Raw genomic sequence first — 12,547 nt, 5'->3', positions numbered from 1 at the left:
AGATTTTGAGAAAAAATTGCCAAAAACAGCATAAGCATTCGCCTGTGCAAAAGTGCTCAAAGCTGCGCGGAATGTGCCCAATAGCTGCTCAAAACGCGTGCAGAATGAAATCAAACCTGTTCATTATGGTTTCCCCAGGGTTTATGCAGCCAAGCGCATGAGGGCTTTGCGTTGCTGGTCAGATGTTTTGCCAAAAGTTTTAGCGCATTTTGACAAATGAATTTGCAAATTAGCATTTGAGGTTGCAACTTTAGCACAAAAAGAGCAGGCTAAGTTGCAACCTTGAAAAAGTAAATATAAACAAGGTGATAGAAATTGAGCGCTGACTGATGATTTAAACAGAGAGATGGATAAGGTTGCGCGCCTAATATTGTGGTTGACACAATATATAGTGTGACTCACCACCAGCTCTTTTTCTCTTCCTGCTGAGTGATAACTATAGAAGTTGCCCGAATGCCGGCTGTGTCCATAGCCATGGGCCAGCCTGATATGGATACCACGCATTTATAGGCTTTTGCGCATTTAAGGGCGGTGGCAAGCTCTGCTTCCGGGACTAGATCCGTGTCTATCCATAGATCCCCCTTAATTTTGCAGAACGGACTGCTGCCTTTGGCAAAGTGGCAATCTGTTATCTCAACAGGCTTACCGCCATATTGCCGATAGGTTTTAATAAAATCGGCCGTTGTTATTTTTTGGCGCGGCAGACCTTCCGAGTGCCATTCAATAGAAGACGCACGAATTTCGGCGTCAATACGATCACCCGGGAAGCGGAATTTTACAGCTAGGCCCTGGATTGTAGCTTTGCATTCGGGCCGTCTAATAACTGTATCTGTGCAATATCGCTGGCCGAAAGCGAGCTGGTCGTTCGGAACTTTATCTGTAGGAACATAAATAATAAAGCGTCCGAGACCTTCACCATAAACACACTCTAGGCTACCTTGAGAGTGTGTCTCCATGCTTTTTGCCTGACAGTCAGTTATTTCCACCGATTTTCCGATTAGATTTTTATAAATACCAAGGAAATCAGATGTGTTAAGCTTGAAAGCTTGCTGTGCATACGCGATAGGTGACGCCAAGGCAATAACTGTAGCAATGGCGCTTATTTTAACACTTTTCATAATTCACTTTCTGGCGCTTTTCCTGCCTGCGACATACCTATAAACCGCTTCAAGCTGGTCATTATCAAGTTCTGTGAGGCTTTCAGCTTTGAATTTACGCTTCATATAAGCTTTGACAGCAGATTCATCGCTTGGTGATTTAGAATTTACCTTTATATAAGTATAATGCCGTTTCCGCCAAGCATCACCTGTTTTTACAGGAGCAGACTTTGAGCGCATTAAACGCCCTATCCACATTGTAAGGTATTTTCTAGCTTTTTCAAAATCTTCCGATTTTATCATGCGATAAGTAGAAACCCCACAATGGCGATTTACGCTGCTCCAGATCGCATTGTAAGTCTTAGGGCTTTTTTTTAGGGCTTGTTCAGCCTCTACTACATTATCTACCAGATGCCTTAGTGTAACACATTGCTCTTCGCTGATATGCTCTTTCCCGGGGTTAGGGATAGCTTTCGTGGTCGTCTTATGAATATTTGTCTGGACGATACGCACATTTCCGCCCGTCATGATACCAACACCGCTAATATTGCCATGTATATTAACAGCTTGGCGCTCATAACCGATTTTTTCTTCTATATCAGAAGTGTTTTGTGAGTGAATGCCTGTGATTACATACTGGATATCGACACCAACGGCAGCGGCTGCTTGCAAAACATCGATTTTAAAAACGCTTTCTCCCGCCTCAATATTTCTTAGGGCAATCCGCGATATACCTAGCAATCGTGCGAAAGCTGTTTGATTAAAGCCAATCCTATTTCTCTCCTCAATAAGCCGCTTTGCGATATTTTCCACAGCCTTCTCCTAAAAGAAAGATAACTCCACTTGACAGATAAGTATACTTTACATAATTTAACATTCGTTATCCCTAATTGGGGACAATGAATGTTATTTTAATGCCGTTTAAAAGGCGGCATTTTAGCCACCTTGAAGGGTATGCAGAATGCGAAATGCCCCCATTCTTGATTGGGAAGCAATCAAAGCAGAGGTGCATCGCCGTGGTTCGAATTTGACTGAACTCGCACGAGAGAACTGCTTATCAGATTCGACTTGCCGCCGAGTGAAGCACGTCACTCACCGTAAGGCTCAAGAAATTATTGCCGCCTTCATCGAGCAGAGGCCAGAGGATTTATGGCCACAGCGATATTTGGCCAGAAAACCCCGCGTCATTTCTAACGCTTATAAGAAATTTTTAAAAGAGAAAAAATCTGACGCTGTGAATAGTGCTGGCGTGATGGTTAATGAAAAGCAAAAAATGGCTATTTGACGGGTAATAAGAGATGAGCGCCTTTCAGCAATATTACACAGATGCCGAGATTGCCGAAGCAGTGGCGCGGTTGGTGATTGCTGATATGCCTACAACGCGCTTCGGTATCAAAAAATTGGCATTGCGGGAAGGTTGGCGGCAATCGGCTCTGGCGCGGATACGCGCCGGGCGGGAAGGCGGCGGCGGCTGGGAATATCACTTTTCATTATTGCCTTTGCACGCACAGGAAGCCTTACAGGCAGAGTTTTTGCGGCTTGGACAAAAAGAAGCGTCAGAAAACATGACCGCGCTTTCGGTTCTGACGCAAGCCGGGGCAGGGGGCAAAGAAATTGCGCCGCTGCAGAACACGGCGGATTTGACAGCCCGGCAGCGGGAAGTGATGGAAGCGCGGCTGGTGCTGGTGCGCGAAATTGAACGGCAGGCAGTGTGGCAGGATATTGCGGTGAGCGTGATGATTGAGCAGTTTCTGGCAGGTTTGAGCGCCGGCACGGCAACAGAGCAAATGGTGCGTATGGCGGCTAAAGCCAATGATAAGAGCCGCGAGGACAGCGCGCCCTTGAGCGCCCGCACGGTTATGCGCTGGATAAAGCGCTATCGCCAGAGCGGCTGCGCCATTGCTGCACTGGCACCGGCCAAAAGACAGGCCGGCGGGGTGCCGCACTGGATACGGGCTTTTTATCGCTTTTACGGCTTGCCGAGCAAGCCGAGCATGCAACAGGCGCTGGATATGTGGCGGCAGGAACAGCCACGGGCGAAGCTGCCAAGCATTGGGCAGATAAGAACGGCAATGGGCAAAATGACCATGCTTGAACGCAATAAGGGGCGCATGGGGCCGCGGGAGCTGAAGAAGATGCAGAGCTATATAAGCCGCGACACAAGCGACATGATGCCGGCAGAAATGTATCAGGCTGACGGCAAGACCTTTAATGCGGAAATTGCGCACCCGGCGCATGGGCGGCCTTTCCGCCCCGAGCTAACGACCATTATTGACGCAAAAACCCGGCGGGTAGTGGGCTGGAGCGCGGCGCTTGATGAGAGTGCCAATGCGGTGGCGGACGCGTTGTTAATGGCGGTGAGCAAGGCCGGCATACCGGCGATATTTTATACCGACAATGGGCCGGGCTACAAAAACGCGGCGATGGAAGACAGCTTAACCGGGCTTCTGGAGCGGCTAAGTATCACCCCGATGCACGCTTTGCCTTACAATTCGCAGGCCAAGGGCTTGATTGAACGGTTTAACCGGCATTGGACGAACCTTGCCCGGACAATGCCGACTTATTTGGGCGGCGATATGGACAAGGAAGCGGCGCAGGCCGTGCATAAGGTAACGCGTAAAGAGCTGGCCGAGACCGGCATATCAGCCACTTTGCCGAGCTGGGCAGCTTTTATGGAAGCCTGTGCCGATATGATTGCCGATTATAATGCCCGGCCGCACCGCTCGCTGGACGCTATTATAGACCCGGAAACGGGCAAAAAGCGGCATTTAAGCCCCAATGAAGCGTGGCGGCTGGCGGAAGCGCAAGGTTGGACGGCCGATATAGTGGACGCGGCAGAACTGGCGGAATTGCGGCTGATTTGGGAAATTAGGCGAACCCGCCGCGGCGTGGTTGAGTTGTTTGATAACCAGTATTTCTGCGGCGATCTGGAGAGCTATCACGGCGAAGAGGTGATTATCGCTTATGACCCGACTAATGCCGACAGCGTTATTTGCCGCGCTATCACCATGATAGACGGTGAGCGGCGGCCGGGCGCGCTTATCGGCAAAGCGGCTTTTGCCGGGCATAAGACGCGCATGGTGCCGATGACGGCAGCCGAGAAAGCGGCCGAAAAGCGCCATAAAGGCCGGCGCGCCCGGGTGGGCAGGAAGGCCGATGTGATTGATGCCGAATTGCGCACCATGGTGATTGCGGCGCATACCACGCGGCCGCTGCCGCAAATCGTGTCGCCCGTGCCGGCGCTGGAAGCGGTTAAGGTTTTGCCGGCGCCGCGGGCAGAAAATGTGGCCGCCGACCCAAATGCCCGGCCGAATTTTAAGGGAGATATTGATTATGCGCTGTGGCTTATCGCCAACCCGGAACGGGCAACGGCACAGGACAGAGCGAATATCAGGGAAGATTTGCTGGCAACCCATGCCATGAAAGATTGGCTCTCAAGCAATGGCGTAAACCTGCAAGCATTAGTGGAGATAGCAAGGGCAAGCGCTGCCGCTTGAGAGCACAGAGGAAAGGTCAGGATAGAAATGAAGAATGTCTTTGTCAATACGGAAAACGCAAACCGCTTTGCCGAAGCCTTGACTGCTTTAGAGCGGCGCGGCGCGCAGGAAGCCTGCCTGATGGTGGTAGACGGGAAACCGGGCTTAGGCAAAACCACCACGCTTTACCGCTGGGCGGTGCAGAATGAGAGCATCTATCTGCGCGCCAAGAAGGAATGGACGCCGGGCTGGTTCCTCGCTGATTTGCTGAATGAATTCCGCATTCAGCCGGCGCACAGCTATGCCAGCCGGTTTGAGCAGAGCATGGAAGCAATGCTGGCACGGCAAAGCATGATGGCAGCGCGGCGCAAGACCTTTTGCATCATCATTGATGAGGCTGACCACATCAGCAGCAATAAGCGGATTATGGAGAGCATTCGCGATTTTAGCGATATGGGCGACATTGTCTTTGTTTTGGTCGGCATGGGCAAGATCCGCGATAATCTGACCATGTTGCCGCAAGTAGCAAGCCGTATCGCGCAATATGTGCGGTTTGAACAGGGCGAGCTTATCGATGTCCAACGCTTTATGCGTGAGATATGCGAAGTGCCGGTAGGCGAGGATTTGAGCGCTTTTATCCATCAAATCACCCATGGCTATAATCGCGAAATTAAAGAGGCGATTGCCAATATTGAGCGTGCCGGCAAACGCGGTGATTACACGCCGGAGAAGCCGATGCAGCTTGCCGATATGGCCGGCAAATTGCTGGTGAATGACCGCAAAAGCGGGCAGCCAATATATGTGCCGGAGATTGTGTGATGGCCGGAATAGCAACGCATCAGATTGCCGTTTTGGGCGCGGTTGGCAAGGGGCATTTGAGCCTTGACGCTTTGGCAGAGCATTTGCCTATCGGTCGTAAATATATTGCGAAGGCAGCAAGCAAGCTTATCTTACGCGGCTTTTTAAGCCGGGAAGATAAGGGGGGTTTTAGTCTCACGGCACCGGGTTCTGCTTTTTTGGACAAAGGCGAAATGCTGAAAAGCGGGCCAAAAGGGACGATAGGTAGGCCGAAAATTTATGCTGACACACAAAGGCAGCGTATTTGGCGCGCTATCCGCCTGATACGGAGATTTACTGTCTCTGATCTGGCTATCTTGGCTTGCACGGGGGAAGAAGCGACCCCGTATGACAATATTCAGGCCTATATCCGCAAATTGGCGGGCAGTGGTTATTTAACAGAGCTGCCGCAGCGACAGGCTGGGCAGGCTGAAACTTCCAACGGTTTTAAAATCTACCGTTTGATTAAAGATACAGGGCCGCGCGCGCCTGTATGGAGCAAAGGGCGGCTTGTCGATCTGAATGAAGGGGCGGGCAGCAATGGCTAAGGCATGGAAGCAGCTTGATAATGAGGCTTTGAGCCTGTTGCGCGCCGGCATTGAGAAGCTGGGCAGTATCAAGGCCGTGGCTGATAAAATCGGCTATTCGCGCGGGGCGGTCAGCACTGCCTTGGCCGGCAAATATGTGGGCGGCACTGGCAAAATGCGGGCGGCGATTATGGAGCGCCTCAACGCAATAATGCTCTGCCCGCATCTGGGTAAGGAATTAACGGCGATAGAATGCCGGCTGTTCCGCGAGCGCCGCTGCCCGACTAGTAACCGGGCCGAGGTAAAGCATTGGCAGGCTTGCCGGATTTGTAAATTTAACCCCGAAGCGGTGCGCATGATGGGAGAAGGTAATGAGACGGGCTATGACGAAGAATAAAGTGCAGGCATTAGACGAATTTGCTGATGAGATGTTGCAGTTTGAAACCACGGGAACTTTTTTTACCCCGCAGGAAATACGAATATTGCGGGAGGCGATTTTAGGAACTGTTCAGATTTTACGACAGCAGGCTGGCGATTTGGCGCTGACAAGAGGACAGCTTGACCGCGCTCTTGCCCGGCTGGACGCCGCGCTGCCGCTGCCGGCAAAGCGGACAGTGGCACAGATGCAGGCGAGCTTGCTTTCCGAGAATGTCGTGCTGTTCCCTATCGTGGCGCGGCCGGTGCTGGCGGCAGAGTGAGGAGAGCGTAGTATGAAGGTTTATTCAATCACCTATCGATTCAGAGACTGTGCAGTCGGCTGGCGCAATGCTGATCGTCTTTCTGCCGCCGATGCGAAAGAGGCGCTGCGCCTATCGCTCATGCAGAAAAATATGCGGAAAAAACAAAGAGGCAGGAGAATTGATTATGACGCCGCCGAAGATGCAGCGAAATGCAAAATTCCGGCATCAGAAAATTGGAAAATTGAATACGCAGCCAGAAAGGTGAAATGAAATGGAACAGCAAAAAGCAGCAATAGGAATGGCAGAGGCGCGCGCGCTTATCAGTAAGGCGCGGGAAGAGGCAAGCTGTGAAGCCGCCGTCAAAGGCGTTGTGACCATGAATGGCAGGCAATATATGGTGGACGCGGAAGGCCGTATGGTTCCCTTGGAAATAGTAAAGCCGCAGCACAAGTTAGAAGATGAGGTTGTCCGCCGCGAGATTTTTTATGCCAAAGACCTGTCTGCCCAGATTGGTCGTTTCAAAGGCCATGTAGCTGAATATTTAGGCAGCTTTGATGCCCTAATTGAGCAGGAATATGGCGCAACCAAAGGCGGACGCAAAGGCAACCGCACATATATGAGCTATGATGGCCTGCAAAAAGTGGTGGTGCAAGTTGCTGATGTCATTGATTTCGGAAGCGAATTGCAGGTGGCGAAAGCCTTGCTGGACGAGTGCATGAATGAATGGACGGCTGACAGCCGCCCTGAAGTTCGCGCCATTATCACCCGCGCTTTCAACACAGATAAAGAAGGCAAGGTCAATCGCTCCGAAATATTCATGCTGTTGCGCCTGGATATTGACGATGAGCGCTGGCAGCGCGCCATGCAGGCAATCCGCGATGCTATGCGGGTGGTGTTGTCCCGCGAATATATCCGCTTTTATGAGCGCGCCGGTATTAAAGACAGTTGGAAAGCCATCAGCATTGATTTGGCGAAGCTGTGAGATTGCCTGCCCCTAATAAGGGCAGGAAAACGCCCTCTTAGAGGAAGTTGCAGGAGATGAAAAATGCGTAAGGCAAAACGGCCTATCAAACAGCCCAAATTTCCGGCCGAGAGAGCAAAAATATGGGTGGTGGCGAATATTGAAGTGCTGCAACCTAAGCATGCCGCTCTCTTAGCCGATGGCTGGGAGTTTAAAATATCCGCTATCCGCTTTTATCCTCGCAAAGATGGGCTGACTGTAATGCTGAAATATCGGAAAAAGGCTGCCGCTTATACAATAGAGGACATATACCGTTTCCGTTTAAGCGGTGTTTGGTCATCTGTTTCGGGCGCAGGCGGCATAAACCTTGAGGCGCAAAAATGAACAAAGAGCAGACAGAGGAAAAATTGCGCATGATTTGCGCGAAAATGCACGAGGTGCGGGCGCAAATGCAGGCCGATTTGATGCCTGTATTTTTAAAGGATTGTGAAGATGAAGGTTTTGAAGCGGCGTTGGTGCGTTCAATAAAAGATACTATCCACCTCCTCTTACATGAAACCTATCAAGGAAAAATCTTTGAGCTGGCACTGGCTGAAAAAGCGCTTATCGCCATCGTTATGGCGAACGGCTTGCTCCATTATTTGGACGCTGAAAAACAGCAACAAGGGGCAAAGCTGGGGCGTCCGCACCTCCATTGAAATGTCAAAGAAAAGGGAAGCGGCAATGGTCGTTTACAATTTTAAAGAGCAATTCGCCGATTTGGTGGCGAGTGGTGAGAAATGCCAGACGATAAGGCGTCTCGGCAAACGCTCTCATGCTAGGGCGGGAGACAGGTTGCAGCTTTATACCGGACAGCGCACCAAGTCCTGCCGTAAGCTGGGGGAAGCAATCTGCACAAGTGTCACGCCTATTAAAATCTTGATTGGCTATATCCCGACCTCTGGCGCTTACATACGCGACATAATCATCTATCAAGCAGATAATCCGACTGGTTACGGAGAGCCTGTAGGTGACAATTTTGCTATTGCACGCTTTGCTATGGCTGACGGGTTCCGGGCGAAGCCTGGTCGGAACGCGCAAGGACAGATGGCAGATTTTTTTTGCAAAAAAAGCAGACTGTGACGGCGAATATCGGGGCCTGCTTATCAAATGGCAGTTGGAGAATGACAATGGCACGAACTAACATTGAATGGACAGACGCGGTTTGGAACCCGGTGGCCGGGTGCAGTATTGTGTCGCCCGGCTGCACAAACTGCTATGCTATGCAGATGGCCTCCCGCCTTGCGGCAATGGGCAGCCGCAAATATGCCGGCCTGACCCGCAAAAGCGGCGGCCGCGCCAAATGGACAGGCAAAATCCGCTGCAACAAAAAGTCATTATCTGTTCCGCTCAAGTGGAAAAAACCGCGCCGGATATTTGTCAATTCCATGTCTGACCTTTTTCACCCCGATGTGCCAGTGAATTTTATTGCCGATATTTGGGCGATAATGGCGGCAACGCCGCAGCATATATATCAAATATTAACAAAGCGCCCAGAGCGCATGACCGAAGTTTTGTTTTATACATACCCGCCTGCTTTCCCGTTTTTGCTGAATGTTTGGCTTGGGACGAGCATAGAGAATAGTGAAACGCTTTGTAGAACAAAAGCACTGCGTAAATGCTCTGGGGCACGGCATTTTATCTCATTTGAGCCGCTTCTTGGCCCCGTTGCCGATGCGGATTTATCCGGCATTGACTGGGTTATTGTCGGCGGAGAAAGCGGCTTGAATGCGCGGCCGATGGAAGCCGCATGGGCGCGTGATTTGCGCGATAAATGCGCGCAAGCGGGCATACCGTTTTTCTTTAAACAATGGGGGAAGCATATCCCTGAAGGCCAGCAAAAAGGGCTGCTGGACGGTGTCTTGCACCATGATTTTCCGCTCCAGCCGGTGGGGGAATAAGCAATGACGCATTTGCCACCAATACTTGATGCTTGTTGCGGGGCGCGCATGATGCACGCTGACAAAGACAATCCTGATGTGCTTTTTGCCGATATAAGGCGGGAGAGCCATACGCTTTGCGATGGCCGGACACTGACTATTGATCCCGATGTGCAAATGGATTTTCGGGCAATGCCTTTTGCCGATGAAAGCTTTTATTTGGTCTTGTTTGATCCGCCGCATCTGGTTAAGGCCGGGCCGCGATCGTGGCTTGCGCTCAAATATGGCCGGCAGGACAAAAACCTTTGGCAAGACGATTTGCGGCGCGGCTTTGCCGAATGCTTCCGCGTTCTCAAAATCCACGGTGTGCTTGTATTTAAATGGTCGGAAAAGGATATTCCGTTGCGCAAAATCCTGCCGCTGGCGCCGCAAAAGCCAATTATCGGCCATATGGGGCGGATTAAATACCCGTTCCATTGGCTATTATTCATGAAAGGGGGTCGCAATGGAGCAGCTTTATAAAGGCCCGGCGCCGGCGGAAAATGCCGATATTGACCGATTAGTGCATGACGGCGTGCTCGCGCCTATTGCCGGAAAAGTGGCTCTGCCGGCAAAAGCCGGCAAAAATGATGATGTGCGGGAATATTTGCTAACAATGATGTCGGCCCAAGACGCCGATGACCTTATCAGCCACCGTAAGGCAAAAAAAATGCCGCTGACACGCCGCGCGGCAGAAGGCCTGGTCAAGCATTTTGCCGCTGCCAGAAAGATGTTTGGCTGGTCTGTCACTACCTGTATTGACCACATGACCAGCCAGGGCTGGCGGGGGTTTGACGAAAATTGGGTAGCCGCCAGCAAAGCACAGGCACAAGCGGCGGCGGCAAAGGCGAAACAGGCCGAGCATGGCGGTAAATATATGCGCGGCCGGGCAAGTGATGCCGCGGCAAGGCTAATACAGCGAGAGGCAGATAATGGCGATAGATCGGCGGAAACTGAATGCCATCGTCCTTATCCTCAACGCTTACCATCAGACAGAGGCTATTGATTACGAGATTTTTATGAACGGTGCCGGTATGGCCTTGGCACCTTATCCGGTAGAGGCAGTAGAAGAAGCGGTGATGCGCTTTTTGCGGGCTGAAGTGCCGCGCAAGAATAGAGGATTTGCACCGTCTGTAGAGGAAATATCGGCTGAAGTGAAAGAGGTTGCAGCAAGTCAGCGCGCCGCGGCAGCGCGAGCTGTTCGCCCGCAAAAGCTGCCGCCGGCAAAGCCAAAAGAAAAAAAGGTTCTGACCAGAAAGGAACTAGAAGCTTTGTTGGACGGCCTTGATTTGAAAATGCAGGGGCCTATGCGCCGTTTGTTCGACAGTCTTAATGCCGGCAAGGAAAGGGAGAAGGAAAATGGAACAGGTGAATAATATAAGGCCGATAGGCAGGCCGCATGAAGATTTGCTCTATCACCTGAACATTTTCCGACACCCTGATGGCGGGGTGCGGCTTATGCCGGCGGAATTCCGCGCGCTGGAACGCTCTGACCAGTTGCTCATTATCGGCGCACTAAGCACTTTAGTGAGTGAATTGCAGGCAGATATTATCGCCGAATGGACTGGAGAAGAGGCATGACACTGGAAAAAACTCTGATAGCGCTGGCGACAGCGATCCCCATGTTTTTCTTTGTGCGGTATCTGGGCTGCTCTTCTCCCTATGATTACGGCTTTGGGGTTGCGGTTTTTCTTTATGCCTTGGGGAAACAAAAATGAAGGCACTGAACCGGCAGATTGCGGCTATCCATGTGGAAGCAAAACGGGCGGGCATGGACGAAGATACGCGGCGGGCTTTTATGGCGCGCGAATGCGGCAAAGAGAGCTGCGCCGCTATGAATTACGAGCAGGCGCATAAGGTGATTTTGGCGCTGCGCCGGCTGCCGGGCATGGCCAAGCCGGCCCGGCCGAGAAGTGCCACTGTGAGCGGCAAATATGCCGGCCTGCTGCGGGCAATGTGGTTGAATGGCTATAATCTGGGCGTTTTGCGCAATCGTGATGACAAGGCGCTGATTGCTTTTGCCAAGCGTCAGACTGGCTTGGAGCACACGCAATTTCTGACGGACGGGGCAGAGGTGGCAAAGATTATTGAGGCGATCAAGGCCATTTGCGCCCGCGAGGCAGGCGTTGATTGGGCGGTAGACGCGCCTCACGGCAAAGCGCGGACAGAAGCGCTGCAGCGCCGGGTATTGGCGGCGCAAAGGCGGATTTTGGGCATATATGAAGCGCCAAAAGTAATTGCAACCAGGCTGAATGATGAAATTGCCCGGCTGGGGGAGCTGATACGGAAGCAAATCAGAGGAGGACAGAAATGAAAGCATTGGCACGACAAATTGCGGCTATTCATGTTGAAAAACCGGAAATACCGCTGAATTGTTTAACCAAGACAATGCGGGAAGTGGCAGAGATATGCGGCATATACACAGCAAAGCAACTTGTCTATTATTGGCCGGGCTGCCGCATTTATGTTCCGCGTAAAATTGCCGATGACAGTGACTTTAACGTGATCGGCCGCGATAATGCACAAAAGCTATGCGCTGCTTTTGGCGGTGCAACGCTGGAAGTGCCGCGTAATATGTTCAGCCTGGAAGGGCTGGATTATATGGTGCATGAATTGCAGGCTTTGCATTATAGCCAGCGCGATATTGCCTTGGCGCTAACCATATCGCAGCGTCAAGTGCGCAAAATAAAGAACGGGAGCTGCCGACCGCGCCGCGCCGGCCGGAGAAGACAGGCACTGCCCGGGCAAATAGAGATAGAGGATTATCTGCAAAAACTGTGATACAGAGGGCATAATGCCCGTTATGCAGTGATAGGCAAAATTATAGAATGGCACCTGTTTGCAGCAGGTGCTTTTTTTATGCCGAGGTTTGCCATGCCGATTGTTACTGCCGATATTTTGCAGAAAATTGCCCCGCGCGTGAGCGGCGCGAAGGCGCTGCGGCAACGGCAAATTTTGGCCGAGTTTGCTGCCACCCCCAAGATTTTGGCTATAGCGGCGATTGATACGCC

21 protein-coding genes are annotated in these 12,547 nt (G+C 51.6%); 19 read left to right on the top strand and 2 right to left on the bottom strand.

The features are described 5' to 3' along the window. Positions 1-398: 398 nt before the first annotated feature. The gene (locus DPQ22_RS02515) at positions 399-1,118 is read right to left on the bottom strand and encodes a hypothetical protein (protein ID WP_150213015.1); all 720 of its coding nucleotides are present in this window, start codon (positions 1,116-1,118) and stop codon (positions 399-401) included. 3 nt (positions 1,119-1,121) lie between these two features. Continuing rightward, complete coding sequence (locus tag DPQ22_RS02510; RefSeq protein ID WP_150213014.1) at positions 1,122-1,910, bottom strand: helix-turn-helix domain-containing protein; 789 nt, start codon at positions 1,908-1,910, stop codon at positions 1,122-1,124. Between the two features lie 148 nt (positions 1,911-2,058). Here DPQ22_RS02510 and DPQ22_RS02505 point away from each other — a divergent pair, with 148 nt between their 5' ends. From DPQ22_RS02505 to DPQ22_RS02420, 19 genes are all read left to right on the top strand, one after another. Continuing rightward, positions 2,059-2,382, top strand: coding sequence for a helix-turn-helix domain-containing protein (locus DPQ22_RS02505; protein WP_150213013.1), 324 nt, complete (start codon positions 2,059-2,061; stop codon positions 2,380-2,382). 13 nt (positions 2,383-2,395) lie between these two features. Continuing rightward, positions 2,396-4,594, top strand: coding sequence for a DDE-type integrase/transposase/recombinase (locus DPQ22_RS02500; RefSeq protein ID WP_150213012.1), 2,199 nt, complete (start codon positions 2,396-2,398; stop codon positions 4,592-4,594). A gap of 27 nt (positions 4,595-4,621) precedes the next feature. Beyond that, positions 4,622-5,392: an AAA family ATPase gene (locus DPQ22_RS02495; RefSeq protein ID WP_150213011.1), complete on the top strand. Its 771-nt coding sequence runs from the start codon at positions 4,622-4,624 to the stop codon at positions 5,390-5,392. After that, the gene (locus DPQ22_RS02490; RefSeq protein WP_150213010.1) at positions 5,392-5,958 is read left to right on the top strand and encodes a hypothetical protein; all 567 of its coding nucleotides are present in this window, start codon (positions 5,392-5,394) and stop codon (positions 5,956-5,958) included. The genes DPQ22_RS02495 and DPQ22_RS02490 overlap by 1 nt, the downstream gene beginning before the upstream one ends. Then, positions 5,951-6,334: a LysR family transcriptional regulator gene (locus DPQ22_RS02485; protein ID WP_150213009.1), complete on the top strand. Its 384-nt coding sequence runs from the start codon at positions 5,951-5,953 to the stop codon at positions 6,332-6,334. Before DPQ22_RS02490 ends, DPQ22_RS02485 begins: the two co-directional genes overlap by 8 nt. Beyond that, positions 6,321-6,635 (top strand): hypothetical protein, encoded by a 315-nt coding sequence (locus tag DPQ22_RS02480; RefSeq protein ID WP_150213008.1) that lies wholly within the window; start codon positions 6,321-6,323, stop codon positions 6,633-6,635. The genes DPQ22_RS02485 and DPQ22_RS02480 overlap by 14 nt, the downstream gene beginning before the upstream one ends. A 12-nt stretch (positions 6,636-6,647) precedes the next feature. Next, positions 6,648-6,887 carry a hypothetical protein gene (locus DPQ22_RS02475; protein WP_150213007.1) on the top strand — a complete coding sequence of 80 codons (240 nt, stop codon included), beginning with the start codon at positions 6,648-6,650 and terminating at the stop codon, positions 6,885-6,887. A gap of 106 nt (positions 6,888-6,993) precedes the next feature. Then, the gene (locus DPQ22_RS02470) at positions 6,994-7,599 is read left to right on the top strand and encodes a DUF3164 family protein (RefSeq protein WP_246681442.1); all 606 of its coding nucleotides are present in this window, start codon (positions 6,994-6,996) and stop codon (positions 7,597-7,599) included. Between the two features lie 63 nt (positions 7,600-7,662). After that, positions 7,663-7,962, top strand: a complete 300-nt coding sequence (locus DPQ22_RS02465) for a hypothetical protein (protein ID WP_150213006.1) — start codon at positions 7,663-7,665, stop codon at positions 7,960-7,962. Next, complete coding sequence (locus tag DPQ22_RS02460; RefSeq protein ID WP_150213005.1) at positions 7,959-8,276, top strand: hypothetical protein; 318 nt, start codon at positions 7,959-7,961, stop codon at positions 8,274-8,276. The genes DPQ22_RS02465 and DPQ22_RS02460 overlap by 4 nt, the downstream gene beginning before the upstream one ends. Before the next feature lie 25 nt (positions 8,277-8,301). After that, on the top strand, positions 8,302-8,700 hold the full coding sequence (locus DPQ22_RS02455) for a hypothetical protein (RefSeq protein ID WP_150213004.1): 399 nt from the start codon (positions 8,302-8,304) through the stop codon (positions 8,698-8,700). 47 nt (positions 8,701-8,747) lie between these two features. Beyond that, positions 8,748-9,518 (top strand): DUF5131 family protein, encoded by a 771-nt coding sequence (locus DPQ22_RS02450; protein WP_150213003.1) that lies wholly within the window; start codon positions 8,748-8,750, stop codon positions 9,516-9,518. A gap of 3 nt (positions 9,519-9,521) precedes the next feature. Next, positions 9,522-10,019 carry a class I SAM-dependent methyltransferase gene (locus DPQ22_RS02445; RefSeq protein ID WP_150213002.1) on the top strand — a complete coding sequence of 166 codons (498 nt, stop codon included), beginning with the start codon at positions 9,522-9,524 and terminating at the stop codon, positions 10,017-10,019. Next, entirely contained in the window at positions 10,003-10,542 is a 540-nt protein-coding gene (locus DPQ22_RS02440) for a hypothetical protein (protein ID WP_150213001.1), read from the top strand. The genes DPQ22_RS02445 and DPQ22_RS02440 overlap by 17 nt, the downstream gene beginning before the upstream one ends. Next, on the top strand, positions 10,469-10,912 hold the full coding sequence (locus DPQ22_RS02435) for a hypothetical protein (protein WP_150213000.1): 444 nt from the start codon (positions 10,469-10,471) through the stop codon (positions 10,910-10,912). The genes DPQ22_RS02440 and DPQ22_RS02435 overlap by 74 nt, the downstream gene beginning before the upstream one ends. Continuing rightward, on the top strand, positions 10,896-11,117 hold the full coding sequence (locus DPQ22_RS02430) for a hypothetical protein (RefSeq protein ID WP_150212999.1): 222 nt from the start codon (positions 10,896-10,898) through the stop codon (positions 11,115-11,117). The genes DPQ22_RS02435 and DPQ22_RS02430 overlap by 17 nt, the downstream gene beginning before the upstream one ends. Next, a complete protein-coding gene (locus DPQ22_RS08760; protein WP_190323103.1) occupies positions 11,114-11,254 on the top strand; it encodes a hypothetical protein in 141 nt (46 codons plus the stop codon). Before DPQ22_RS02430 ends, DPQ22_RS08760 begins: the two co-directional genes overlap by 4 nt. Beyond that, positions 11,251-11,850 carry a regulatory protein GemA gene (locus tag DPQ22_RS02425; protein ID WP_150212998.1) on the top strand — a complete coding sequence of 200 codons (600 nt, stop codon included), beginning with the start codon at positions 11,251-11,253 and terminating at the stop codon, positions 11,848-11,850. The genes DPQ22_RS08760 and DPQ22_RS02425 overlap by 4 nt, the downstream gene beginning before the upstream one ends. Beyond that, the gene (locus tag DPQ22_RS02420; RefSeq protein WP_150212997.1) at positions 11,847-12,317 is read left to right on the top strand and encodes a hypothetical protein; all 471 of its coding nucleotides are present in this window, start codon (positions 11,847-11,849) and stop codon (positions 12,315-12,317) included. Before DPQ22_RS02425 ends, DPQ22_RS02420 begins: the two co-directional genes overlap by 4 nt. Positions 12,318-12,547: the final 230 nt, after the last annotated feature.

Source organism: Candidatus Tokpelaia sp. (genome assembly GCF_008636115.1).
GTDB lineage: Bacteria > Pseudomonadota > Alphaproteobacteria > Rhizobiales > Rhizobiaceae > QLZD01.
Note: the sequence above shows the minus strand (reverse complement) of the source record. Positions and strands in the feature narration are given on the sequence as shown.